23 protein-coding genes and 1 other annotated feature are annotated in these 23,891 nt (G+C 42.0%); of the genes, 20 read left to right on the forward strand and 3 right to left on the reverse strand.

Annotated elements, in window-relative coordinates; translation table 11 throughout:
- The first annotated feature begins 11 nt into the window (after positions 1 to 11).
- The 7 genes from argB to MHI23_RS05550 all read left to right on the forward strand — a co-directional run bounded on the left by argB (position 12) and on the right by MHI23_RS05550 (position 8,800).
- Complete coding sequence (gene argB, locus MHI23_RS05520) at positions 12 to 788, forward strand: acetylglutamate kinase (RefSeq protein WP_025093396.1); 777 nt, start codon at positions 12 to 14, stop codon at positions 786 to 788.
- A complete protein-coding gene (locus tag MHI23_RS05525) occupies positions 785 to 1,936 on the forward strand; it encodes an acetylornithine transaminase (RefSeq protein WP_034621780.1) in 1,152 nt (383 codons plus the stop codon). The genes argB and MHI23_RS05525 overlap by 4 nt, the downstream gene beginning before the upstream one ends.
- A 71-nt stretch (positions 1,937 to 2,007) precedes the next feature.
- Entirely contained in the window at positions 2,008 to 3,069 is a 1,062-nt protein-coding gene (locus MHI23_RS05530; RefSeq protein WP_024425061.1) for a carbamoyl phosphate synthase small subunit, read from the forward strand.
- Positions 3,062 to 6,142: a carbamoyl phosphate synthase large subunit gene (locus MHI23_RS05535; protein ID WP_268423309.1), complete on the forward strand. Its 3,081-nt coding sequence runs from the start codon at positions 3,062 to 3,064 to the stop codon at positions 6,140 to 6,142. The genes MHI23_RS05530 and MHI23_RS05535 overlap by 8 nt, the downstream gene beginning before the upstream one ends.
- On the forward strand, positions 6,139 to 7,089 hold the full coding sequence (gene argF, locus MHI23_RS05540; protein ID WP_342492358.1) for an ornithine carbamoyltransferase: 951 nt from the start codon (positions 6,139 to 6,141) through the stop codon (positions 7,087 to 7,089). Before MHI23_RS05535 ends, argF begins: the two co-directional genes overlap by 4 nt.
- A 102-nt stretch (positions 7,090 to 7,191) precedes the next feature.
- Positions 7,192 to 7,371 carry a YjzC family protein gene (locus tag MHI23_RS05545; RefSeq protein WP_008348517.1) on the forward strand — a complete coding sequence of 60 codons (180 nt, stop codon included), beginning with the start codon at positions 7,192 to 7,194 and terminating at the stop codon, positions 7,369 to 7,371.
- A 163-nt stretch (positions 7,372 to 7,534) separates the two neighbouring features.
- A complete protein-coding gene (locus MHI23_RS05550) occupies positions 7,535 to 8,800 on the forward strand; it encodes an MFS transporter (RefSeq protein WP_024426491.1) in 1,266 nt (421 codons plus the stop codon).
- A 111-nt stretch (positions 8,801 to 8,911) separates the two neighbouring features.
- Here the strand turns inward: MHI23_RS05550 and MHI23_RS05555 are convergent, their stop codons facing one another.
- Entirely contained in the window at positions 8,912 to 9,106 is a 195-nt protein-coding gene (locus MHI23_RS05555) for a YjzD family protein (protein WP_003211779.1), read from the reverse strand.
- A gap of 212 nt (positions 9,107 to 9,318) precedes the next feature.
- Between MHI23_RS05555 and MHI23_RS05560 the strand changes: the two genes are divergently transcribed.
- From MHI23_RS05560 to MHI23_RS05575, 4 genes are all read left to right on the forward strand, one after another.
- Positions 9,319 to 10,059 carry a hypothetical protein gene (locus MHI23_RS05560; protein WP_024425057.1) on the forward strand — a complete coding sequence of 247 codons (741 nt, stop codon included), beginning with the start codon at positions 9,319 to 9,321 and terminating at the stop codon, positions 10,057 to 10,059.
- 73 nt (positions 10,060 to 10,132) lie between these two features.
- A complete protein-coding gene (locus tag MHI23_RS05565; RefSeq protein ID WP_024426490.1) occupies positions 10,133 to 10,708 on the forward strand; it encodes a hypothetical protein in 576 nt (191 codons plus the stop codon).
- Between the two features lie 91 nt (positions 10,709 to 10,799).
- On the forward strand, positions 10,800 to 11,762 hold the full coding sequence (locus MHI23_RS05570) for a BMP family ABC transporter substrate-binding protein (protein ID WP_024425055.1): 963 nt from the start codon (positions 10,800 to 10,802) through the stop codon (positions 11,760 to 11,762).
- A gap of 12 nt (positions 11,763 to 11,774) precedes the next feature.
- Positions 11,775 to 11,972, forward strand: a complete 198-nt coding sequence (locus tag MHI23_RS05575) for a ComZ family protein (protein ID WP_024425054.1) — start codon at positions 11,775 to 11,777, stop codon at positions 11,970 to 11,972.
- 10 nt (positions 11,973 to 11,982) lie between these two features.
- Here MHI23_RS05575 and MHI23_RS05580 read toward each other — a convergent pair whose 3' ends face one another.
- Positions 11,983 to 12,216: a hypothetical protein gene (locus tag MHI23_RS05580; protein WP_024426489.1), complete on the reverse strand. Its 234-nt coding sequence runs from the start codon at positions 12,214 to 12,216 to the stop codon at positions 11,983 to 11,985.
- A gap of 171 nt (positions 12,217 to 12,387) precedes the next feature.
- Here MHI23_RS05580 and MHI23_RS05585 point away from each other — a divergent pair, with 171 nt between their 5' ends.
- The 9 genes from MHI23_RS05585 (at position 12,388) to MHI23_RS05625 (ending at position 22,350) form a co-directional block, all read left to right on the forward strand.
- The gene (locus MHI23_RS05585) at positions 12,388 to 13,326 is read left to right on the forward strand and encodes a beta-ketoacyl-ACP synthase III (RefSeq protein ID WP_024425052.1); all 939 of its coding nucleotides are present in this window, start codon (positions 12,388 to 12,390) and stop codon (positions 13,324 to 13,326) included.
- A 21-nt stretch (positions 13,327 to 13,347) separates the two neighbouring features.
- Positions 13,348 to 14,589: a beta-ketoacyl-ACP synthase II gene (gene fabF, locus MHI23_RS05590; RefSeq protein ID WP_024425051.1), complete on the forward strand. Its 1,242-nt coding sequence runs from the start codon at positions 13,348 to 13,350 to the stop codon at positions 14,587 to 14,589.
- Positions 14,590 to 14,666: 77 nt separating this feature from the next.
- Positions 14,667 to 15,470, forward strand: coding sequence for a DUF2268 domain-containing protein (locus tag MHI23_RS05595; protein ID WP_024425050.1), 804 nt, complete (start codon positions 14,667 to 14,669; stop codon positions 15,468 to 15,470).
- A 149-nt stretch (positions 15,471 to 15,619) separates the two neighbouring features.
- Positions 15,620 to 16,600, forward strand: a complete 981-nt coding sequence (locus tag MHI23_RS05600; RefSeq protein ID WP_024426488.1) for an ABC transporter ATP-binding protein — start codon at positions 15,620 to 15,622, stop codon at positions 16,598 to 16,600.
- On the forward strand, positions 16,597 to 17,619 hold the full coding sequence (locus tag MHI23_RS05605; protein WP_342492359.1) for a dipeptide ABC transporter ATP-binding protein: 1,023 nt from the start codon (positions 16,597 to 16,599) through the stop codon (positions 17,617 to 17,619). The genes MHI23_RS05600 and MHI23_RS05605 overlap by 4 nt, the downstream gene beginning before the upstream one ends.
- A gap of 85 nt (positions 17,620 to 17,704) precedes the next feature.
- A complete protein-coding gene (locus MHI23_RS05610; RefSeq protein WP_056766154.1) occupies positions 17,705 to 19,339 on the forward strand; it encodes a peptide-binding protein in 1,635 nt (544 codons plus the stop codon).
- Positions 19,340 to 19,567: 228 nt separating this feature from the next.
- On the forward strand, positions 19,568 to 20,518 hold the full coding sequence (locus tag MHI23_RS05615; RefSeq protein WP_024426486.1) for an ABC transporter permease: 951 nt from the start codon (positions 19,568 to 19,570) through the stop codon (positions 20,516 to 20,518).
- Positions 20,519 to 20,551: 33 nt separating this feature from the next.
- Positions 20,552 to 21,451, forward strand: coding sequence for an oligopeptide ABC transporter permease (gene opp4C, locus MHI23_RS05620; protein WP_342492466.1), 900 nt, complete (start codon positions 20,552 to 20,554; stop codon positions 21,449 to 21,451).
- 146 nt (positions 21,452 to 21,597) lie between these two features.
- Positions 21,598 to 22,350 (forward strand): YjbA family protein, encoded by a 753-nt coding sequence (locus MHI23_RS05625; protein WP_024426484.1) that lies wholly within the window; start codon positions 21,598 to 21,600, stop codon positions 22,348 to 22,350.
- Positions 22,351 to 22,383: 33 nt separating this feature from the next.
- Here MHI23_RS05625 and trpS read toward each other — a convergent pair whose 3' ends face one another.
- Positions 22,384 to 23,379 carry a tryptophan--tRNA ligase gene (gene trpS, locus MHI23_RS05630; RefSeq protein WP_342492360.1) on the reverse strand — a complete coding sequence of 332 codons (996 nt, stop codon included), beginning with the start codon at positions 23,377 to 23,379 and terminating at the stop codon, positions 22,384 to 22,386.
- A gap of 53 nt (positions 23,380 to 23,432) precedes the next feature.
- Positions 23,433 to 23,653 (reverse strand) — a binding site (T-box leader).
- Positions 23,654 to 23,891: the final 238 nt, after the last annotated feature.

Raw genomic sequence — 23,891 nt, forward strand, 5'->3', positions numbered from 1 at the left:
AGGAGATAGACATGAATAAAACGATCGTGTTCAAGTGTGGAGGCAGTGTCATTCGAGAACTTTCAGATACATTTTATGAAAATGTCCGCTCACTTCAAGCTGCTGGATTTAAGCTGGCTATCGTGCATGGCGGAGGACCTGAAATCACCGACATGCTGCAAAAATTAGAAGTGAAAACAGAATTTGTTGACGGTCAGCGTAAAACAACGAAGCCTGTGCTAGAGGTAGCCGAAATGGTTCTCTCAGGAACAGTCAATAAATACTTTGTGTCAGAGCTCGCAAAGCATGATATATCATCTGTCGGCGTATCCGGTAAAGATGGGCAGATGCTTGTCGCCGATTTCCTTGATCAAGACGTTTACGGGTACGTTGGTGAAATCAAAGAAGTTCATCCAGAAATGGCAGAAGCACTCATGGAGAAACAATTCATTCCTGTGATTGCGCCGCTGTCTATGACGGAAGAATGCCAAACCTTAAATGTGAATGCTGATTTAGCTGCATCAGCTGTCGCCGGAGCTATGAAAGCTGATAAGCTCATGTTTGTCACAGATGTTGAAGGCATTTTAAAAAATGGTGAACTATTAGATGTCGTCACAGAACAAGAAGCCCTTTCACTCATTGATGAAGGCATTATTTCCGGGGGAATGATTCCAAAAGTACAATCCGCTTTGAGTGCTTTATCAGGTGATGTAGATGAAGTGATGATCGTAAATGGCAAAGGCAGTATCTTTACAGGAGAAACCTTTAAAGGAACAAGAATCGTGAAACAAAAGGAGGCGGTCCTGTGAGTCATCTTTTTCAAAACTATGGACGGTGGAATGTTGAAATTAAAGAGGCAGCAGGTTCTTGGGCAATCGATACAAATGGAAAAAAATATTTAGACTTTATACAAGGCATTGCTGTTACAAATTTAGGTCACAATCACCCAAAGGTCAATCAAGCCATTAAGGAACAGCTTGACCACGTCTGGCATGTATCGAATCTATTTGAAAATGGACTGCAAGAAAAAGCAGCAGAAAAGCTGGCAGCAAACAGTTCAGGGGATCTCGTGTTTTTCTGTAATAGCGGGGCAGAGGCAAATGAAGGTGCCATTAAATTAGCACGTAAAGCGACTGGGAAAACAAATATCGTCACATTTTTGCACTCTTTCCATGGGCGCACGTATGCTGGTATGGCTGCCACAGGTCAAGATAAAATCAAAACTGGCTTTGGCCCTATGCTAGAAGGCTTTCACTACGTACCGTTTAATGATCCAGACGCTATGTCAGCCTGTGCAGTCGATGATGTGGCAGCGGTGATGCTGGAGGTTGTGCAAGGTGAAGGTGGAGTGAATCCAGCGACACCAGCATTTCTTGAAGCCGTTCAAGCATTTTGCAAAAAGCATGAAGCACTGCTGATTGTAGATGAAATTCAAACAGGCATCGGTCGTACAGGAACAGCATTTGCGTACGAAGAGACGTGTCTTGACCCTGATATTATCTCAGCAGCAAAAGGGTTAGGGAACGGCTTTCCAGTTGGTGCAGTCATAGGGAAAAAAGCTCTAGGAGATGCATTCTCTCCAGGTTCACATGGTACAACATTTGGTGGGAATATGCTCGCCATGGCCGCTGTGAATGCGACACTCGATGTCATTTTCAAAGAAGAGTTTCTTTCAGAAGTGAAAGAAAAGGGTGATTACCTGTTAGAAAAGCTGCAAAATGTCAAACAGCTGAATATCGTAAAAGAAGTGCGGGGAAAAGGATTGATGGCAGGTATTGAATGTGATCAGCCAGTCGCCGGCTATATCACAGCTCTTAGAGAACAAGGGCTGCTGGTGCTTCCAGCTGGTCCGAATGTCATTCGTTTATTACCTCCGCTGAATGTGAAGAAAGCAGAGCTGGATCAAGCGATCGAAGCAATTGTTCAAGTATTAGCCAATAAAACAGTTTCGGTGTAAATTTTTTTACAAACGAACGTATAAAAATACATTTGTATCATTAATTATTCAATTTTTGGGGTGACATAAGCATGAAAGGTTATTTAAATTTAGAAGATGGAGCCTCTTTTGAAGGAGATCTGACAGGAGAAGCTGGCATCACAGGTGAAGTGGTCTTTTTTACAGGTATGACAGGTTATCAAGAGGTGCTCACAGATCCTTCCTATAAAGGTCAGATCATTGTTTTCACATATCCGCTGATCGGAAATTACGGCATTAACCATGAAGACTTTGAGAGCAAGAAGCCTCAAGTAAAAGCGGTGGTTGTGTACGAGGCAGCAGAGCATTTTTCACATCATCTTGCAGCGGTCAGCTTAAAAGATTATTTACAAAAGTGGAATATCCCGCTTCTGACACATACAGATACGCGCGCAGTCGTGCAAAACATCCGGGCAAATGGAACGATGAACGCTGTGCTCAGTGTAGACGAAAACGAAACACCGCCTGCAATGAAACAAGACAATGTCGTCGCACAGGTGACAGATAGTGAGATTTACACACAAGGCAGCGGTGAAGAACATGTGGCGCTCATTGATTTTGGCTTTAAAAAATCAATTGCAGATTCGCTTGCAGCACGCGGCTGTAAAGTAACCGTCATTCCATATAAACAAATGGAAAAGGTATTTGAGATTAAGCCGGATGCTATCCTGCTCTCAAACGGACCTGGAGACCCGAAAACCATGACACCGTATTTAAAAACAATTCATGACATTATGATGTCATTTCCGACACTTGGGATCTGCCTAGGTCACCAATTAATCGCTCTTGCACTTGGCGGAGATACGTATAAGCTGCCATTTGGCCACAGGGGAGCAAATCATCCTGTCCAGGATACAGAATCCAAACGTGTCTTTATGACAAGTCAGAACCATAGCTATGTTGTGAATGAAAAAAGCATGAATGACAAAGAAGTGGACGTGAAATTCCTTCATGTCAATGATGGATCTGTAGAAGGATTCATTCATAAAGAAAAGCTGATTATGTCAGTTCAATTTCATCCAGAAGCACACCCAGGGCCTGCTGAAAGTGAATGGGTATTCGATGATTTTATTGAGAAAGTGAAACAAGCAAGGAGAGAAGTCGCACATGCCTAAAGATCAAAGCATACAAACCATTCTAGTCATCGGGTCTGGTCCAATCATCATTGGTCAGGCAGCAGAATTTGATTACTCAGGAACACAAGGATGTATGGCCTTAAAAGAAGAAGGCTACAAAGTCATCTTAGTGAATAATAACCCAGCAACCATTATGACAGACGAGTCATTTGCTGATGAAATCTATTTTGAACCGCTTTCAGTTGATTCAGTGACAAGAATCATTGAAAAGGAAAAACCAGATGGTCTTTTAGCCAACCTTGGCGGACAGACGGCTTTAAACCTTGCTGTCGAGCTGGAAAAAGCCGGTGTGCTGAAAAAGCATGGGGTGACCCTGCTCGGAACGTCAGTTGAAACCATTGAAAACGGTGAAGATCGAGAGAAATTCCGTGCTCTCATGAAGCATTTGAACGAACCTGTGCCAGATAGTGAAATTGTGGATAATGCGGAAGATGCTCTTCAATTTGCAAAAGAAGTCGGCTTCCCAGTTATCCTAAGACCAGCATACACACTTGGCGGTAAAGGCGGCGGAATCGCTCTAACAGAAGAGGCGTTTAAGCCGCTCATTGAAGGAGCTCTTTTAGCGAGTCCAATTCACCAGTGTTTAGTTGAAAAAAGCATAGCTGGCTTTAAAGAAGTCGAATATGAGGTCATGAGAGACCGTCAAAATACGTGTATCACGGTATGCAACATGGAAAATATCGATCCAGTTGGTGTGCATACAGGAGACTCGATTGTCGTTGCACCTTCCCAAACATTAACAGATCAGGATTACCAAATGCTCCGTTCTGCAAGCCTGAAAATCATTTCAGCGCTGGATGTAGTCGGCGGCTGCAACATCCAATTTGCCCTTGATCCACTCAGTAAAGAATACTTTGTCATTGAGGTGAATCCTCGGGTCAGCCGTTCTTCCGCTCTTGCATCAAAAGCAACAGGCTATCCGATTGCGAAAATGGCAGCTAAGCTTGCGGTGGGTTATACGCTAGACGAATTGAAAAACCCGCTCACAGGCACAACCTATGCTAGTTTTGAGCCGGCACTCGATTATGTTGTCGTGAAATTCCCGCGCTGGCCGTTTGATAAATTTAAACAGGCAGATCGTCAATTAGGCACAAAAATGAAGGCCACTGGCGAAGTCATGGCGATTGATCGGAATTTAGAGTCAGCCATTCAAAAAGCAGTTGCATCACTTGAAATTAAAACGAAGGGCTTCCACCTTCCAGAACTGAAAGAGCAATCGACAGAACAATTATTTGAACTCATCAAAACACCAGACGATCGCCGGTTTTTCGCTGTTATGGAGCTTCTTTCAAGACAAGAAACGGTTGAAACGATTCATCAAACGACGAAAATTGATCGATTCTTCTTACATGTGTTCCAGAATATGATTACGCTCGAACAAGAATTGAAAGATCATAAGGGGACGCTATCAAAAGATACCTTGAAAAAGGTAAAGGAAAAGGGTTTCCTTGATGAAACGATTGCTCTTCTTACGGGTCACACGGAAGAGTCAATCAGGCAGCTTCGTCAAGAATACGGTATTGCTGCTTCATTTAAAATTGTTGACACATGTGCGGCGGAATTTGATGCAAAAACGAATTACTTCTATTCCACCTACTTCGGCAAAAGCGATGGTGAACATCAAGAAAAAACAAAGCAGCGTGCACTCATCATTGGCTCTGGTCCGATTCGAATCGGGCAGGGGGTCGAGTTTGATTACAGTGCCGTTCATGGCGTTCTGACCTTGCAAAAGCTTGGATTTGAAACCATCATGATGAACAACAATCCAGAAACAGTCAGTACTGATTATGAGATTGCCGATCGTTTATATTTTGAGCCGATTACATTAGAGCACATCCTAAACGTTGTGGAAGCAGAACAGATTGATTTTGTCATTGTCCAATTTGGCGGACAGACTGCGATTAACGTCGCAGAAGGCTTGGAAAAAGCCGGTGTCACGTTGTTAGGTACGTCCTTTGATACGCTGGATGCACTTGAAGACCGTGATTTATTCTATCAGCTTCTTGATGAACTAAATCTTCCTCACGCAAAAGGAGATACGGCTCATTCGAAAGAAGAAGCACTCGTACATGCGAAAAGCATCGGTTACCCTGTATTAATTCGCCCATCGTATGTCATTGGCGGAATGGGAATGATCGTTGTTCAGTCAGAAGCACATTTGGCGTCACTGCTTGATCAGCCAGATCATTTACCATACCCAATCTTAATTGATGAGTACGTCACAGGAAAAGAAATTGAAGTCGATCTTATTTCTGACGGAAAAAAGGCCTTCATTCCAACCATCGTAGAACATATTGAGAAAGCGGGCGTGCACTCAGGTGACAGCTTTGCCATTTTACCAAGTATCTCAATCAGTGAAGACATCAAACAGCAGGTGTATACCGCGTCTGAACAAATAGCGAAGAAATTAGCGTTCAAGGGCATTATGAATATCCAATTTGTCATCAAAGGGGATCAGGCGCTTGTATTAGAAGTGAATCCGCGGGCAAGCCGGACTGTACCAGTCGTCAGTAAGGTAATGGGCATTGATATGATCCCAATGGCCACTCAATTATTAGCCGGTGCATCGCTTGAAGAACTAAACCCTGCAACGAAAAACAAAGGGGGGACAGCGGTCAAATTCCCAGTGTTCTCATCACATGCCATTCAAGATATCGACCTCAAGCTGACACCTGAAATGAAAGCGACAGGAGAAGGAATGTGTGTAGGCAAGAACGCCGAAAGCGCCTTGAAAAAAGTGTTTGCGCCGATCTGGAAGAAAAAAGGAAGCCTTTTTATACAAGGCAGCGAGCAATTGATAGATGAAGCGAAGCATGCAGGCTTTGACGTCTGGACTGGCAGCTTTGAATCTTGGCTGCAGAATGAAGATAAATCCCTTCATATTCATTTAGGAGAAGATGAAGAGGCAAAAGAGCAGCGTGTAAAAGCACTCACACACGGTGTTCAAGTCCTAACCGAATATGAAACAGTTCAAGCATTCCTGCAAGGGAAAAATGGAGATGTATCACCAGTATCGCTCCATGAATTATATAAAAAGGAAGTGACGGCATGAGTCAAGTCGACGTGCAACCGGCATTATACGGAAAAGACTTTTTATCATTAAAAGATTTCTCAATCCATGAGATTGCTTATTTAATTGAAAAAGCGGAAGAAATGAAACAAAACCCATATCAAGATTTATTCAAAGGAAAAACGTTAGCGATGATCTTTGAAAAATCTTCAACTAGAACCCGTGTCTCGTTTGAAGCGGGGATGACGCAGCTAGGAGGACATGCGCTCTTCCTCAGCTCAAATGATTTGCAAATTGGCAGAGGAGAAACCATCAGTGATACAGCGCAGGTGCTGTCTGGTTATGTCGACGGTATTATGATTCGAACCTTTGAACATGAGAAGGTTGAAGAGCTTGCACAATACGCGTCTATTCCAGTCATTAATGGATTAACCGACTACTCACATCCATGTCAGGCGCTTGCTGATTTATTAACCATTAAAGAAACAAAAGGTACTTTAAAAGAAATCAAAGTGGCCTATATCGGTGACGGAAATAACGTGGCGCACTCCTTGATGGTCGGCTGTGCGCAGCTAGGCTGTGACATTGCGGTTGCATCACCAAAAGGCTATGAACCACTTCAAGAAGTAACAGACACTGCCCGTGGGTTTGCAAAACAATCAGGCGCAGAAGTGACCGTGACAACAGATCCTGTTGCAGCTGTAAAAGATGCAGATGTTATTTATTCAGATGTGTTTACAAGCATGGGGCAGGAAGCAGAAACAGAGAAACGTCTTGCTGAATTTAAAGAATATCAAGTCAATGACGAACTGATGAGTCATGCAGCAAAGGACTATATTTTCCTTCATTGTCTCCCGGCACATCGCGGGGAAGAAGTGACGCCAGATATTATTGACGGGCCGCAATCAAAAGTATTTCAACAGGCAGAAAACCGCCTGCATGTGCAAAAAGCGTTAATGAAAGAACTTATGTATCAACCATCCAAATAAATCCAAGTGTCCCTGACTCGTATGAGCAGGGACTTTTTGCATAAAGGATTGGAGAGCCAAGGGACGGGACATAATAACATCAATCGAGAAAGGAGGATGAAAATGGGTCAGCAGCATCAGTTTAAATCAGGGAATAAAGCACCGAATAATGGTGTGTATATCGAGATCGGCGAAACTGGAAGTATGGTGAAAGATCCTTTAAAGATTAAGCTTAAAGCAGGCGATGTCTTTCCTGATAACTCGAACCATAATCGTGTTTGGACCTACCAAAGAAAGCCGTAAGCAATTGACTAAGAGTCAGCAGGAATAAGACTTTAGAGGCATGTGTCATGCCTCTTTTTTCTTTATAATAAAAAACAATTAAGTTCAAATTTTCAAATAAATAGTATGAAAAAAAGAGAACTTAAGGTAAAATATGTAATATATTGTTGAAAGGATTTGTGTGATGGAAAAGATGAATCTCAGTGAAAGTGTTTGGAATAAACGCTTCACCTCATTATTCATATCAAGACTCATTAAAAACACAGGGGAAAGTTTTGCTTTTACATCCGTCCTTTGGCTATTGATTTTAAGAGGGGATGGAGCGCTCGGTACAGGACTTCTTCTAGCAGTAACTGTTCTCCCTTCATCTTTGTTAGCCCCAATATTAGGACCTCTTATGAAAAAGCACCATTTGTCTAAATGGATGTTCGCTTCAGATGTTGTTCGAGCAACAATCGTACTCATTATTCCACTTCTGCACTTTTCGCATCTATTGCCTCTATGGTTATTGATTTCATTAATGGTTATTCAATCGGCAACAGGTGCAGCTTATAATCCAGCTTCGGTGGCGATCTTACCGCAGATTGTTCCAAAGCATCTCATTCAAAAAGCAAATGCAATCCTGCAATCTTCTTTTGAGATTGTTGCACTTGCAGCAGTCATGGTGGCAGGCCTTTTGGTTAAATTAATTGGACCTGCAGATACTCTGCTGATCACCACTGCTTTATTTGTGATTTCTGGTCTGTTTATTATCGGGGTCAAACTAAAGAAAACCGATGAAGAAAAAGCAGCGGGCATTAAACAAGCGAAGAATACATATTTGTATAACTTAAAAAGAGGTTTTCTCGTTGTCAAAAACCATCACATTTTATTTGCGCTCACGCTGTATTGTATCTTAATGAATGTCGCAGCAGCTCCGTGGCAGGCACTGTCAGCGGTATACGTAGCAGAAGCGCTGCAAAGCGACTCAATGGTGTATTCCATTTTAAGAGGTGTTGCCGCAGTTGGCGCGTTTATGATGGGCTTTGCTCTGGCAAAGGTGAAAATTAAGAGATTTGGTTTGTTCTTTATTGTCGCTGGCATGATTGAAGGGGCTGCATTCTTTATTACAGGGATGAGTACATGGCTGCCGGTTGTTCTGCTTGCTTCCTTTATTTTCGGAGCTGCTGTCAGTGCGATCAATGTGCCGGAAATGGTCATTATTCAAACCTCTGTTGACCAAGAGGATCAGCCGCAAGTATATGCTGTGATCAATGCCTCATCAAATGTCTTTCTCCCGCTTGCAGCTGTCGTATCAGGCGTCCTGGCAGAAAGATTTGGAGCGGGACCTGTCATTGCTGGCGGAGGAATCCTTGAAATTTTATCAGGTATCGCGATCTTCCTGTTTACAGGGCTTGCGAAAAGCCATTTGACAGCGGACAAACAGAAGTCCGAAACCGTCGAGGTATAAACAATAAAAACCCCCTGTATGTTGAAGGCAGGGGGTTTTAGCGTGCCGCAATCACTCTGAAAAAAAGAAAAAAGAGCTAAACATCAATTTAGCTCTTTTTCACAAGTCATATTAAGAATGTTTTGTTGAACTTTCCGTTTCTTTCATTGGACTTACTTCAGCAAAGATGAATAAAATAACCGTAAACACAACTGCAAGAATGGAAGTGAGCGTAAAATCATAAGCAGCTCCATTCATAGAGGCAACGATGTAACCAGCCATATGTGTCAGCAGAAAAGTCCAAATGAGGGTGATAATATAATGCATAATCCCACCGTCCTTTATGTAACAATCTATTGATTATCATACCATAGATGCAAGTGAAGGGAAAAGACTGTTTTCCGCCTTTATGTGACCATTCTGAGACCTTCTGCTATAAAAATAAAAAGAATTCTTCTGTCTTTAGGGGATTTCCTTATTCCTACAAGAGTTGTTGTTCATATCATAGAAAGCAGAATCACTGAAAGGAGGCTGGCCATATGGGTGTAAGCGAACGTTTTTTCCAGCTTGGTTCCCAGTGGAACATCATTCACCTTCCTCAAAAACCAAATGGCTTTGGCATTCTAATCCTCGGTGACCGAAATCACTTTGTGCAGGAAAATACATCATTCTGGCTTCAGCATTATGGAAGAAACCAGCTTTTAACTGCCTTAAAGGATGAAGGATATACATTGTTTAATAGTCATCTTCATGGGAATCACTGGGGATGCGAAGATGCTGTTTTTAGTGCCAAGCAGCTCGTGCATCACACACTAAAACAAGAAATATTAAACCGGGAAATTCATGTGCTCGCAGAGGGAATGGGTGCACTTGTTGCCATGAGCCTTGCTGAGGAGATGCCTGAAGTACTAAGGTCCATTGCGATGGTGAATCCATGTCTGAATCTGGATGCACAACGAGAAAGAGAAAAGGAACACAAATTCTTTTATAAGCAGCTGCTCAAAGAGTTAGCAGAGAGCTATGGCTGTTCTGAAAAGGAAGCTGAAACGTATCCACTGCCTTCTTGTCCTGTTCATTCTGCTCATGTGCCGATTCATATATGGCAAAGGCTAAACGGCGCACCTTATGCATATGAACTTCACGCAAAGCCTTTTATTGATCAGCATATGAAAAATCCAGAACATTGTCAGGTCGATCTCACGCTGCATATGTTTGATCATCCGAGAAGAATCTTTCAATCCATTCACAAGTTTTATAAATCGCATGAAAGAGAATTGTGATGAATAGGATGATAACAGCCCTTCATAGAAAGGGCTCTTCTTTTTATTCGATATTAAAAAAGGGGACATGAACATGGAAACAGGACTGATCATAGGGGCAGATGAGTTTTTTGGCCTGACACTTTGTGAATATATGATGAAAGAGGGCATTCAAGTGGATATCACGCGTCCTCATGATCTTAAAGAAGAACAAAAGGCTCTGTTAGAAGAGCGGATGATGTGGCTGGGCAGAAATGATCTCGTTCGTGTCATTGACCTTCAGGATAGCAAAGACACGTATGACCTCATTTTTATTCAATCAGAGGAACCGCATAACAGGCAGAAAGACATCAAAGCAGAGCATGGCATGTACCAGATTCTTTATGAAAAACCTGAAAACGAATCCGCGAAACAGAATGTGCCGGCAGTTATTCTTCCTCGCATGTTCGGACCATGGACACTCAATGAAGATCAAACAAAGCGTGCAGATTCACTTTTTGTAGAAGATGTGGCAAAGGAATTGTTACAATGGGCATCGGACACAGGTCAAAGACAGGACATGACGTATGAATTGAAGGTAGAGAGCCAAACAGATGACAAACAAGCAGAAGACATGATTGCAGAATGGAAAAGACAAAACTCAACATTTTTCGACAAAAAGCAAGAATGATCTTCCATCTTATCTTTTTTCAGTATAAAATAAACCTATATTTAACATACAGGTTCATCACTGCATGTTGTAAAAGGGAGTTGAACATGGCATGAAGTACCAGCGGCTTGTCATGATCTTTTCGTTCCTTCTTCTATTATCTGCCTGCTCGCAGGCGCCTTTAAAAGGAAAAATTGAGAAGGTGGGTTTACTCGTCCCCGATACGATCAATGATCAAGTTTGGGGAACGAAAGGTTATAAAGGCTTATTAAGTATCCAATCAACATTTGGTGTAGATGTTTATTATAAGGAAGGAATGGTCGACAAGGAGAAAATCGTTGATGCCATTGAAGAATTCCATAAAAAAGGAGTCAATTTGATTATTGGCCATGGCAATGAATACAGTGAAATTTTTAACTTGATCAGTGAAGATTATCCAAACATACAATTTATTACGGTCAATGGAAACAAGCCTCAGGCGGGCAATGTCACAAACGTGACGTTTAAAGGTGAAGCGATGGGCTTTTTCGGAGGCATGACAGCTGCACATATGTCAAAAACAAAAAAGATTGGTATTCTTGCTACATATGATTGGCAAAGTGAAGTAGACGGCTTTATCAAAGGAGCAAAATATCAAGATGAACATGTACAAGTATTAGCAGAGTTTGTCGAAAACTGGGATGATGCTGACAAAGCGGTGGAGCTCTATCAAAAATTAAAAAAGCAGGGCGTTGATGTTGTGTATCCAGCAGGTGATGGTTATAATATCCCTGTCATTGAACAAATCAAAGCCGATAATTTATCAGCGATCGGGTACGTCACCGATCAATCCAACCTAGGCAGCCATACAGTTTTAACGAGCACTGTACAGCATGTTGATAAAGCGTATAGTATCATTGCAAAGAAGTTTAATGAAGGCAAGCTAAATGAACAAGATGAGTACTCCTTTGATTTTAAAGAAGGAGTGGTCGAGATGGGGAAATTTAGTTCCACCATTGACGACGCTTTTGTGAAAGACATTGAAAGTGATATTGCGTCATACAAAAAAACAGGTAAACTGCCAAATGAAAAGTGAGGAGACGACGACATGCAGCACGAAAAATCGATGGAATTTTTACAAATTGCCATGAAGTATTTTCCGCAGGCGAAGGAAGAGTTAGATAAAGCAGGGATTCAGCTTGAGCCTGAAGCACTTCAGCCGCTTCTAACATTATTTACATCTGTCATGCAAGAAGCATACGAGCTTGGAAAAGCAGATGCAGAATCAGAAAAAGCCACAGAATAGTGGCTTTTTTTTATGATAATTTTTTCTTGAAGGCACTAATCATAGGACCAACATCTTTAAACACAGGCTTCAGCTCATCGATGGAATTCATAATGTTCCCAATTTGATTCATGACATGCATGTAGTCAATTGAGTCCTCACTTGAAGATGTCTCCGCACGTTCCTCCTTTGCCTCTGTCTTGCTTTTCTCCTTTTCAAGCGGCTGTCCAAACATCATTGCTGAGAAAATATCTTTTTGCGCCATATCACATGTTCCTTTCTACTATTGGTATATATCATTAATCTATGAAAAAAGTGAGAGGAAAGGTTAGACGTTTGTATTGCCAAGAAGAAAAAAATAAGGTAAAATTAGTACCAGATACTAATATAAGATCACAATATCACATGCTCGTATGAGTAAAAGGAGTCTTATTCAATGAATGCTGGAATTATTGGCCTTGGCCGCTATATACCTGAAAAAGTATTAACAAATCATGATTTAGAAAAAATGGTTGAAACTTCTGACGAGTGGATTCGTACTAGAACAGGTATAGAAGAAAGAAGAATTGCATCTGATGATGTCAATACATCTCATATGGCGCTTGCTGCTGCAAAAAAAGCATTAGCTGACGCAGATGTGGCTGCAGAAGATATCGATATGATTCTTGTGGCGACAGTCACGCCAGATCAAGCATTTCCGACAGTTGCTTGTATGATTCAAGAGCAGCTCGGTGCACATAAAGCATGTGCAATGGATATTAGCGCTGCGTGTGCTGGCTTTATGTATGGGCTTGTTACTGGAAAACAATTTATCGAATCAGGAACTTACAAACACGTGCTTGTCGTCGGTGTTGAAAAGCTTTCTCGTATTACCGACTGGGATGACCGCAATACAGCTGTTTTGTTTGGAGATGGAGCTGGAGCTGCTGTGCTGGGAGAAGTCAGCGAAGGTAAAGGAATTCTATCATTTGAACTTGGAGCAGATGGAAGCGGCGGGAAGCACTTGTACTTAGATGAAAAAGATCATACAATCATGAATGGACGAGAAGTATTTAAATTTGCTGTAAGACAAATGGGCGAGTCAAGTGTAAATGTCATTGAAAAAGCTGGACTATCAAAAGAAGACGTTGATTTCTTGATCCCGCATCAAGCAAATATTCGCATTATGGAAGCAGCACGCGAACGCTTAGAGCTTCCAGTTGAAAAAATGTCGAAGACTGTCCATAAATATGGAAACACATCAGCAGCATCCATTCCAATTTCACTATGTGAAGAAATCGAAGCCGGAAAAATTCATGACGGCGATGTGATTGTAATGGTTGGTTTTGGTGGCGGATTAACTTGGGGCGCAATCGCTATGCGATGGGGCCGATAAAAGAGTGGGGTGCACAAATTAATGGATAAAAAACGAGTAGTTGTTACAGGATTAGGTGCTTTGACACCACTTGGCAACGATGTAGAGTCAACATGGAAAAATGCTTTAGCGGGTGTATCAGGGGTTGGACCAATTACACGTGTCGATTCAAGTGAATATACCGCAAAAGTAGCGGCAGAACTAAAAGATTTTAACATTGAAGATTACATGGAGAAAAAAGAAGCGCGAAAAATGGCACGCTTCACGCAATATGCAGTCGTTGCTGCTCAAAAAGCGCTGGAAGATTCACGTCTTGAAATCACAGATGAAATCGCACCGCGTGTTGGTGTATGGGTTGGGTCTGGTATTGGCGGACTTGAAACATTTGAAGAGCAGTTCGAAGTGTATTCAAATAAAGGGGCAAGACGCGTCAGTCCATTCTTCGTCCCAATGATGATTCCTGATATGGCGACAGGCCAAATCTCAATTGCACTTGGCGCAAAAGGGGTTAACTCTTGTACAGTGACAGCATGTGCAACAGGAACAAACTCAATTGGTGATGCATTTAAAGTTATTCAACGCGGCGATGCAGATGCGATGATCACAGGCGGAACAGAAGCGCCATTAACAAAAATGTCGTTTGCAGGTTTCTGTGCGAACAAAGCCCTTTCGACAAATCCTGATCCAAAGACAGCAAGCCGTCCATTCGACAAAAACCGTGACGGATTTGTCATGGGTGAGGGTGCAGGGATTATTGTTCTTGAAGAACTTGAGCATGCCTTAAAACGTGGTGCGACCATTTATGCAGAAATCGTTGGTTATGGTTCAACTGGAGATGCCTACCATATAACAGCACCAGCTCCAAATGGAGAAGGCGGCGTCCGTGCAATGAAAGAAGCGATTCGAGATGCAGGTTTGTCTGTGGAAGACATTGATTATATCAATGCCCACGGTACAAGCACACCTTACAATGATAAATTTGAAACAATGGCGATTAAAGAAGTGTTCGGAGAGCATGCAAACAAGCTTGCGATCAGTTCGACAAAATCAATGACAGGTCACTTACTTGGCGCAGCAGGCGGAGTAGAAGCCATTTTCTCTGTTCTTGCGATTAAAGACAGCGTCCTTCCTCCAACGATTAATCTTGAAACACCGGATGAAGAATGTGATCTTGATTATGTAGCAAATGAAGCACGTTCAAAAGAAGTACAAGTGGCTTTAAGTAACTCACTTGGTTTTGGCGGGCATAATGCGACAATTATTTTCAAAAAATACGAAGCATAATACTTTCTGAGAAAGCGGCGGTCGATAAACAGATCGCCGCTTTTTTGCATATGATGAAAATGGAGGTGTTCAGCGGTATGGGTCTGATCAATACACAATATCTCATTCATCAATCATCATCATTTCAGGAGCTTGCAGCGCGCTTTGTTCCTTATTTTAAAGGGGCCGAGGAAAAAGAATGGTCGTCTATCCTCGCTCACCTGCAGCATCACGGGATGGTTCGGTCTTGGAGCTCGTGCAAAAACATGATCGACAAGCTCAAGGAAAAAGGGTACTTCAAGCTTGTCATGAAAGAATATCAAACGCTTCAAAAGCAGTGGGAAGGTCCAGACATTCCTGTGTTTATTTTACCTGTCAATGAGAGCAGCAGAGAAATCAGAGAGCAATTTTATTATCAATCCGGCATGGCATTTGATGACAAGGTCTTTCTTTTTTTGTCTCCAAATACCCCGAAGGAGCGTATCGGTACATTGCTGACTCATGAATATCACCATGTATGCAGGCTGCATTTTCTCTCAAAAGAAGAAAAAGACTTTACATTCCTCGATACAATCATGATGGAGGGGCTCGCTGAATATGCTGTGTATCATAGATATGGAGAAAACTATACAGCGAAATGGACCACCTTCTATAGCGAAGAACAGCTTCAGCGTATGTACAAGAAATGGGTATCCAGTCATCTTGATCAAAGAGTCCAGGACGACGAAAGGCTGATACAGAATCTTCTTTATGGAAAAGGGAACTACCCTAAAATGCTTGGTTACGCTACCGGGTTTTATATCGTGAAAAAATATTTCAATGAGCACCGAATCAGCGAGGAATCTATGATTGCAGAGCCAGCAGAAACCTTTTTAAAGGCAATAGAATCACAAAGTGAATAATTCACATAAAAAGAGACATATTACAAATTTACTAAATACTTCTTGATTTCGTCATAACGATGTAATAATATACAAATAATTCTTTTTATTTTTAAAATACAGAATATTCAGGTTCGATTCTATTGATCTAAGGAGAAAGGGGCGAATGAATGAGCACGCTGCTTGAAGTGCAAAACTTAAAAACCTATTTTTTTCGAAAAAAGGAACCGATACCTGCTGTGGATGGCGTTGATTTCAGCATCAACAGAGGAGAAACTGTCGCATTAGTCGGTGAGTCTGGGTCTGGCAAAAGCATTACGTCCTTATCCATTATGGGTCTGATTCATGGCACGGGCGGGAAAATTATGGACGGTTCCATCAAACTTGATGGAAAGGACCTTGTTACATATAGTGAAAAGGAATTATGCAGCATCCGTGGTAATGATGTATCTATGATCTTTCAGGAACCCATGACCTCACTTAATCCCGTCTTACCCATCGGAGAACAAATAACAGAAATCCTCATCTATCACAAAAAACTTTCAAAAAAAGAAGCGGTCAAAAAAGCGGTTGATCTGCTGAAGCTTGTTGGTTTTTCCCGCCCGGAGCAAATCATGAAAGATTATCCGCATCGTTTATCAGGCGGCATGCGGCAAAGAGTGATGATTGCCATAGCGCTAAGCTGTGATCCGAAGCTTCTCATTGCAGATGAACCGACAACTGCCCTGGATGTGACCATTCAAGCACAGGTACTCACTTTAATGAAAGATTTATGCTCTACCTTTGGTACATCTATTCTTCTTATCACACATGATTTAGGTGTCGTGTCTGAAGTGGCAGATCGAGTGATTGTCATGTACTGCGGACAGGTTGTTGAAAATGGGACTGTCGAAGAGTTGTTTGAACAGCCGCTTCATCCTTACACAGAAGGGCTGCTTGAATCGATTCCTGTCATTGACGGAGACATACAGCCGTTAACAGCCATCAAAGGAAATGTTCCTGCGCCAGATCAGCTTCCAGCCGGCTGCCGCTTTGCTCCTAGATGTCCGCAAGTGAAGGAACGCTGCCTGGGAGAACTGCCTAAGCTGAGAACATTTGAAGATGGCAGAAGCGTCAGATGTTTCTTATATGAGGAGGCAGACCACACATGACACTTGCTCAAAATCAAACACACATAACAGACTTACCAGAGAAAGAAACGATCCTTGAACTGAAACAGATTCGAAAACATTTTCCGATTAAAGCGGGCGTCTTTCAGAAGAAAGTCGGTGCAGTGAAAGCTGTTGACGGCATAGACTTGAAGATTTATAAAGGTGAAACGTTAGGTATTGTCGGGGAGTCAGGATGCGGGAAATCCACCCTAGGCCGGACAATGATTCGCCTATACGAACCAACTGACGGTCAAATCTTTTTTAAAGGGCAAGACATCACGCGCGTGTCAGAATCAAAGCTAAGACAATCTACACGAAAAAACATCCAAATGGTTTTTCAAGATCCCTTTGCATCACTCAACCCTAGAAAAACACTTCGAAGCATCATCAAAGAACCCTACAAAACACATCACTTATATTCCTTAAAAGAAAGAAATGAAAAAGTAGAACAGCTTTTATCAAAGGTAGGTCTTCATCCAAGCTTTGCGAACCGCTATCCCCATGAATTTTCAGGCGGGCAGAGGCAGCGGATCGGCATCGCTCGTGCGCTTGCCATGAATCCCGACATGATCATCGCAGATGAGCCTGTATCAGCACTTGATGTATCTATTCAGGCGCAGGTTATTAATCTGATGGAGGAGCTTCAGGAGGAATTTGACCTTACCTATCTATTTATCTCTCACGATTTAAGTGTGGTCAGACATATTAGCGATAGAGTCGGCGTCATGTATCTCGGCAAAATGATGGAGCTTGCCGACAAGCACAGTCTGTACGATGAACCGCTCCATCCGTATACACAGGCTCTGCTTTCTTCCGTTCCTGTCACCCGTAAAAAAGGGCAGACGAAAAGAGAACGCATTATGCTGCAAGGCGATTTGCCGAGTCCTGCAAATCCGCCAAAAGGCTGCGTATTTCACACAAGATGCCCGCATGCGAAAGAAATCTGTAAAGAAAAAGTACCAGCATTTCAGGAGTTAAAAACGAACCACTTTGTTGCCTGCCACCTCTACAACGCTTGATCAAGCTTGTATGATCTCATCTTTGAGAGGGGGGATGAAACAGGATTCGGTCATTATTTTTAAAAAAGAATAGGGGGAATTGTCTATGAAAGGTAGAAATAGAAAGTCCATTCTGGTCAGTTTACTGCTGATTTTTACATTAATCCTTGCTGCTTGTTCTGGTGGAAATAAAACGTCTGGAGACAGTGAAAAGAAATCCACAGGTAAACCGGTACAAGGCGGCGATCTTGTCATCGGTTCAATTGCAGAGCCAACATTATTTAACTCGCTGTATTCTACAGATGTGGCAAGCTCTGATATTGAGGAAAGAATCTACAGCTTCTTACTTCAAACAGACGGAAAGCTCAACCCTCAGCTATCGCTGGCAGAGGATATTAAAGAATCGGATGACGGCAAGCAGTTTGATGTCACCATTAAAAAAGGTGTGAAGTTTCATGATGGTGAAGAACTGACTGCTGATGATGTTGTGTTTACATACAGCATACCAATCAATAAGGACTACAACGGGGAGCGCGGATCAGGCTTTGAAGTTTTAGAGTCTGTTAAAAAGACAGGGGACTACTCGATTGAATTCAAGCTCAATAAAAAAGATCCTTATTTTTATAATGTCACACTAGGAAGCTACGGTATTTTACCTAAGCATATTTTAGGTGATGTGCCTATAAAAGATCTCGGTGAAAACGAATTTAACCGAAAAAAACCAATCGGTTCAGGTCCATTTAAATTCGCAGAATGGAAAGAAGGAGACTACGTCAAACTAGAAGCCTTTGACGATTATTGGGATGGACGTCCTTACCTTGATACTGTCACCATTAAAACCATTCCTGATCAGAATGCAGCGATTGCCCAGCTGTCAGCAGGAGATATTGATTTCTTTGCTGTACCAGGATCCGAGCTGCAAACAGCTGAAAAAGTGAGCAACATTAAAATCGAATCTGATCTAGGACTCAATTATTCATACATTGGCTGGAACCAGAAAAATGAACTCTTTAAAAGTAAAAAGGTCCGCCAAGCACTGACACATGCCATTGATCGTCAAACGATTGTTGACCAAGTGCTAGATGGAGACGGCAAAGTAGCCAATATTCCAGAAAGTCCGCTGTCCTGGAACTATCCAAAGGATGAAAATGTTCCAGTGTTTGAGTTTGATCAAGAAAAAGCGAAAAAGTTGCTGAAAGAAGAGGGCTGGGAAGATACAGATGGAGACGGCTATCTTGATAAAGATGGCAAGAAATTCTCCTTTGTCATAAAGACCAACCAAGGAAATAAAGTTCGTGAAGATATCGCTGTCGTTGTCCAGCAACAGCTCAAAGAAATCGGTGTGGAAGCGAAGCCGCAAATTGTGGAATTCAGTGCACTCATTGAGCAGACGACACCGCCTAAGTGGGATTATGATGCGCTGCTGCTCGGCTGGAGCCTTGCGACATTCCCTGATCAATTCAGCATATTCCACTCAAGCCAGTCAGAAAAAGGTTTAAATAACATCTGGTATAAAAATAAAGAGGTCGATAAGCTGTTAGTTGATGCTAAAAACTTAAGCGATCGAAAAGATTATTCAAAGGCATATGAAAAAATTTATAAACTGATCGCAGAGGATCAGCCGTACACGTTCCTTTACTATGCTAACTCACATCGTGCTATGCCATCTAATCTCCAAGGCTACTCTTACCACCCGAAAGATGAATATTACAAAATCGAAAAATGGTGGCTTGAACAGTAGGCTGATAGTGAAGAAGGGGGGGATTCTCCCCTTTCACCGTGAGAACAATCCCTTGCATTCGGTGTCAGTTCTCTGCGTGGGTGCTAAAAAGATCACTTCGTTCGCTCCGCATCAGCACGAGAATTCAAGGGTTTTCAGATCACGCTGAAAAGCAGACAAAGGGCTAAAATCCATCATTTTGGCCTTTTTTTTACAGATTGGCGATCCGATGAAAAAGGAGTTGTGCATATGGTTACATATATCATTAGAAGGACATTACTCTCCATTCCCATTTTATTAGGGATTACCATCTTGTCCTTTGCCATTATGAAAGCAGCACCAGGCGATCCGATGTCACTCATGATGGACCCTACCATTAGTGCGGCAGACCGGGAAGCCTTTATTGATAAGTACGGCTTGAACGATCCTGAATATGTCCAATATATGAAATGGCTTGGCAATATGCTTCAAGGTGACTTTGGCACATCCATTGTCAAAAAGGGAACACCCGTGGCTGATTTGATTTTTGCCCGGCTGCCAAATACCCTCATCCTCATGATCTTTTCTACATTAGTTGCCCTGCTGATCGCCATTCCATTTGGTGTCCTTTCAGCAAAACGTCCATATACAAAGCTTGACTATGGCATTACGGTTACATCTTTTATCGGACTGGCTATTCCAAACTTTTGGTTTGGTCTCATCCTCATTATGGTTTTATCCGTGAATCTAGGTTGGTTTCCAACTGGCGGAGTTTCTACCTTGAATGCCGATTTTAATGTGTTAGACCGGCTCCATCATATCATTTTACCTGCCTTTGTTTTAGCAACGGCTGATATGGCAGGGCTGACCCGGTACACAAGGTCGAGTATGCTTGATGTGATGAGGCAGGATTACATTCGCACAGCAAGAGCGAAAGGCTTTAGAGAAAACAAAGTCATTTTTAAGCATGGTTTAAGAAACGGTCTTATGCCTGTCATAACGATTTTCGGATTAATGATACCATCTTTTATTGGCGGCGCAGTCGTGGTGGAACAAATCTTCACCTGGCCTGGACTTGGAAAGCTGTTCATTGATTCTGCCTTTTCGAGAGATTATCCGGTCATTATGGCAATGACCGTTATTTCCGCAGTGCTTGTGGTGGTTGGAAATTTAATAGCGGATATTTTATATGCGATCGTTGATCCGCGTATTGAATATTAGAAGGGAGCTGAAGCACAATTGGCACAGCCTAATATGGGAACACCTCCTGTTGATATCAAATTAAAGGAGGGCCTTCCGCCAAAGCCTGAGACGTTGCTGCGTTTGTTTTGCGAGAAATTTTTCAAAAATAAATTGGCGGTTGCCGGCTCCGTGATCTTATTGATCATTATTTTTTCTGCCATTTTCGCTCCAGTGATCGCTCCATATGCACCAGAGCATCAAGATTTATTGAAGCGGCTCCAGCCGCCAAGTGCTGAGCATTTTATGGGCACAGACAAGTTTGGCCGTGATATTTTCTCAAGGGTGCTATATGGCGCGCGCGTTTCTTTATTGGTCGGTTTCGTCTCGGTGGTTGGTGCAATCACTATTGGAACTGTCGTTGGCGCGGTCGCGGGGTATTTCAAAGGGTTTGTTGATTCCTTGTTAATGAGGTTTGTGGATGTCGTCTTGTCGATTCCAGACATTTTTCTATTGATCACGCTCGTCACCATTTTCAAACCGGGCATTGATAAATTGATTTTAATCTTTGCTTTGACAGGCTGGACAACAACCGCCAGGCTCATCCGCAGTGAATTCTTATCACTTCGAACAAGAGAATTCGTCCTCGCGGCAAGAACCATTGGAACGAAAAATCATGTCATCATCTTTTCGCATATTTTACCGAACTGTATCGGTCCTATTATTGTATCAGCTACATTAAAAGTAGGCTCCGTCATTTTAGCTGAATCAACGCTCAGCTACCTTGGCTTTGGTATTCAGCCGCCAACGGCAAGCTGGGGCAACATGCTGCAAGATGCACAAAATTTCTCGATTATGGTGCAAGCGTGGTGGTACCCGCTTTTCCCAGGTTTACTCATTTTGCTGACTGTTTTATGCTTTAATTTTTTAGGAGATGGGCTGAGAGATGCGCTTGATCCTAAAAAGCTGAAATAAAATTTAAAGGGGCTCTGCGGTTCCTGAACGAAAGAAAGACATGAAGCCATCATATACTCACCTTGAAGTTTTGATAAAGTTGGAATAATTTCTCTATCCCTTGCCCATACTGTGGACAACAGTTTTTATAAAGTGAGGGATTGGTTATGTTATTTCTTCATGACGTATGGGTGAATTGGTTTGAAGGGGAAGAAAATGGCTACAATGTGTGTCATTTTCATGAGTGGCGTAAGGAGGACAGCGTTGAACTGTTAGATCAAGTGCCTTTACTTAAGGTGCAGAGTCCTTTGTTTGATTACATAGAAAATGATCTTTCAGAGCTGCCGAAGACACTGCTAGAGTCTGTATTTGAGAAATCTTATATTCGAAAAAATCATGAACGCCGTAAATTAGAGTATTGCTTTGTGGTCACAGACGGCATTCGAATTATTGCTGTAGATACGATTGGGTATTCCATACCTGTGAGAAAAAGCCGCTTGATCCCAAGGCAGGAGCAATTGGTGTATGAAATGGTGAAAGATGTGAAGGCAGAGGAATATGAATTTTCTAAGGACAGCCTTGAATCGACGAAAGAGTATCACATTCTATCACTGCCGCCGCAGCATATCAGCGGATTAACGAGAAAAGAAAGACAGCTGAAACAGCTGATGTTTATGGCGCTCGATCAATTAAAAGGGCTCAAAAACAGGGCGGAGATTGCGTATTGGTATACGGAATGGAACCCGCGCATGTACAACCAAATCAAACGAATGTCTTTCGAAGAGATTTGGAACATGCTTTACAATGAAACGATTGATGGGTGGTCAGAGAATCATTTAGCCTTCTGTGAAAAAATGATTAAAGGACAGCCTTTTTTCGAAAAGCTTTGGGAAATGGAAAACGAATCAAAAGTAAATTAGAAAGCTTGCAGCGAGTCGTGCTGCAAGCTTTTTTTATTTGCGTTTTCTGCCAAGACCCATCGCATTCTCCATTTTTTTCAGCATTTTGTTTGCTGCGCGGTTTGCTTTTTCAGCACCTTCGTCTAGAATGCGGTCAAGCTCGTCTGATTCAATGAGTTCATAGTATCGATCTTGAATTGGTTTTAAAGCATTAACGACAACGTTCGCAAGATCTCCTTTAAACTCACCATATCCTTTGCCTTCGTACTTTTGCTCCAGCTCTGCAATGGATATGTTGCCTAATACAGAGTAAATCGTCAGCAAGTTGGCTATACCAGGCTTGTTCTCTTTGTCATACTTGACGATGCCTTCTGAATCCGTCACAGCACTTTTAATTTTCTTTTCAAGCTGCTTTGGTTCATCTAATAAGGTAATGAAAGATTTTTGGTTCGGATCGGATTTGCTCATTTTTTTCGTTGGATCTGTTAAAGACATAATCCGTGCGCCTTCTTTTGGAATTTTCACTTCAGGCACAGTGAAGATGTCATTGTACTTTCGGTTAAAGCGTTCAGCGAGCGTTCTAGTCAATTCAAGATGCTGCTTTTGGTCTTCTCCAACAGGGACTAAATCAGTACCATATAATAAGATATCGCCAGCCATTAATGGGGGATACGTTAATAGGCCTGAAACAACTGCTTCTTTACCAGCGGATTTGTCCTTAAATTGGGTCATTCTTTCTAATTCCCCAATATAAGCAACACATTGAAGTATCCATCCTGCCTGGGCGTGAGCAGGTACCTCTGATTGGATAAACAATGTCGCTTTCTCTGGATCAAGACCAACAGCTAAATAAAGAGCTGCTAAGCTTCTAATATTTTGACGGAGAGCTAATCGGTCCTGACTCACTGTAATCGCATGTTGATCGACGACACAAAAATAGCCATTATAGTCATGCTGCAAATCGACAAATTGCTTCATTGCTCCAATATAGTTCCCTAATGTGACAGAACCGCTCGGCTGAATGCCTGAAAAAATTGTCTTCTTTGTCATACTAAAACCTCTTTTCTTCAATATAAAAAGGCCCACCCATCACTTTTCAACAGAAAAGGGACGAATGAACCGTGGTACCACCCTTGTTATTTCACATAGAAATCACTCAAGACGTTGATAACGGAGACTGCTCCGTCTAAGCCTACTCACTTTTTTAGAAGTGTTCGGTTAGCTGCTCCAAAGCCCATTCCATACATGCCATTATCTGCTCACACCGGCCGCAGACTCTCTGTAAATGGTGAATATATGTACTCTTCTTTTTCATCGCAACAATATGTCTATCTATTATAAAGGATGACCATGAAAAAGTCACGAAGCCATTATGTGACCTTCTCATCATGCCTATTGACACTTAAAATTTTAGATAAAATACCAAATATCTGTCAGAATTTTTTAAAAAAGGATGATTAATTATATGTATAAAACATTATTCCTGCTGAATTTGTTAAATTATTTTAATCAATTTACGCTTTAATTTGTTGAAGTGATTGAGACTTTAGTTTATAAAAATC

The sequence above is a fragment of the Bacillus sp. FSL M7-0003 genome, assembly GCF_038628485.1.
GTDB classification, from domain to species: domain Bacteria; phylum Bacillota; class Bacilli; order Bacillales; family Bacillaceae; genus Bacillus; species Bacillus safensis.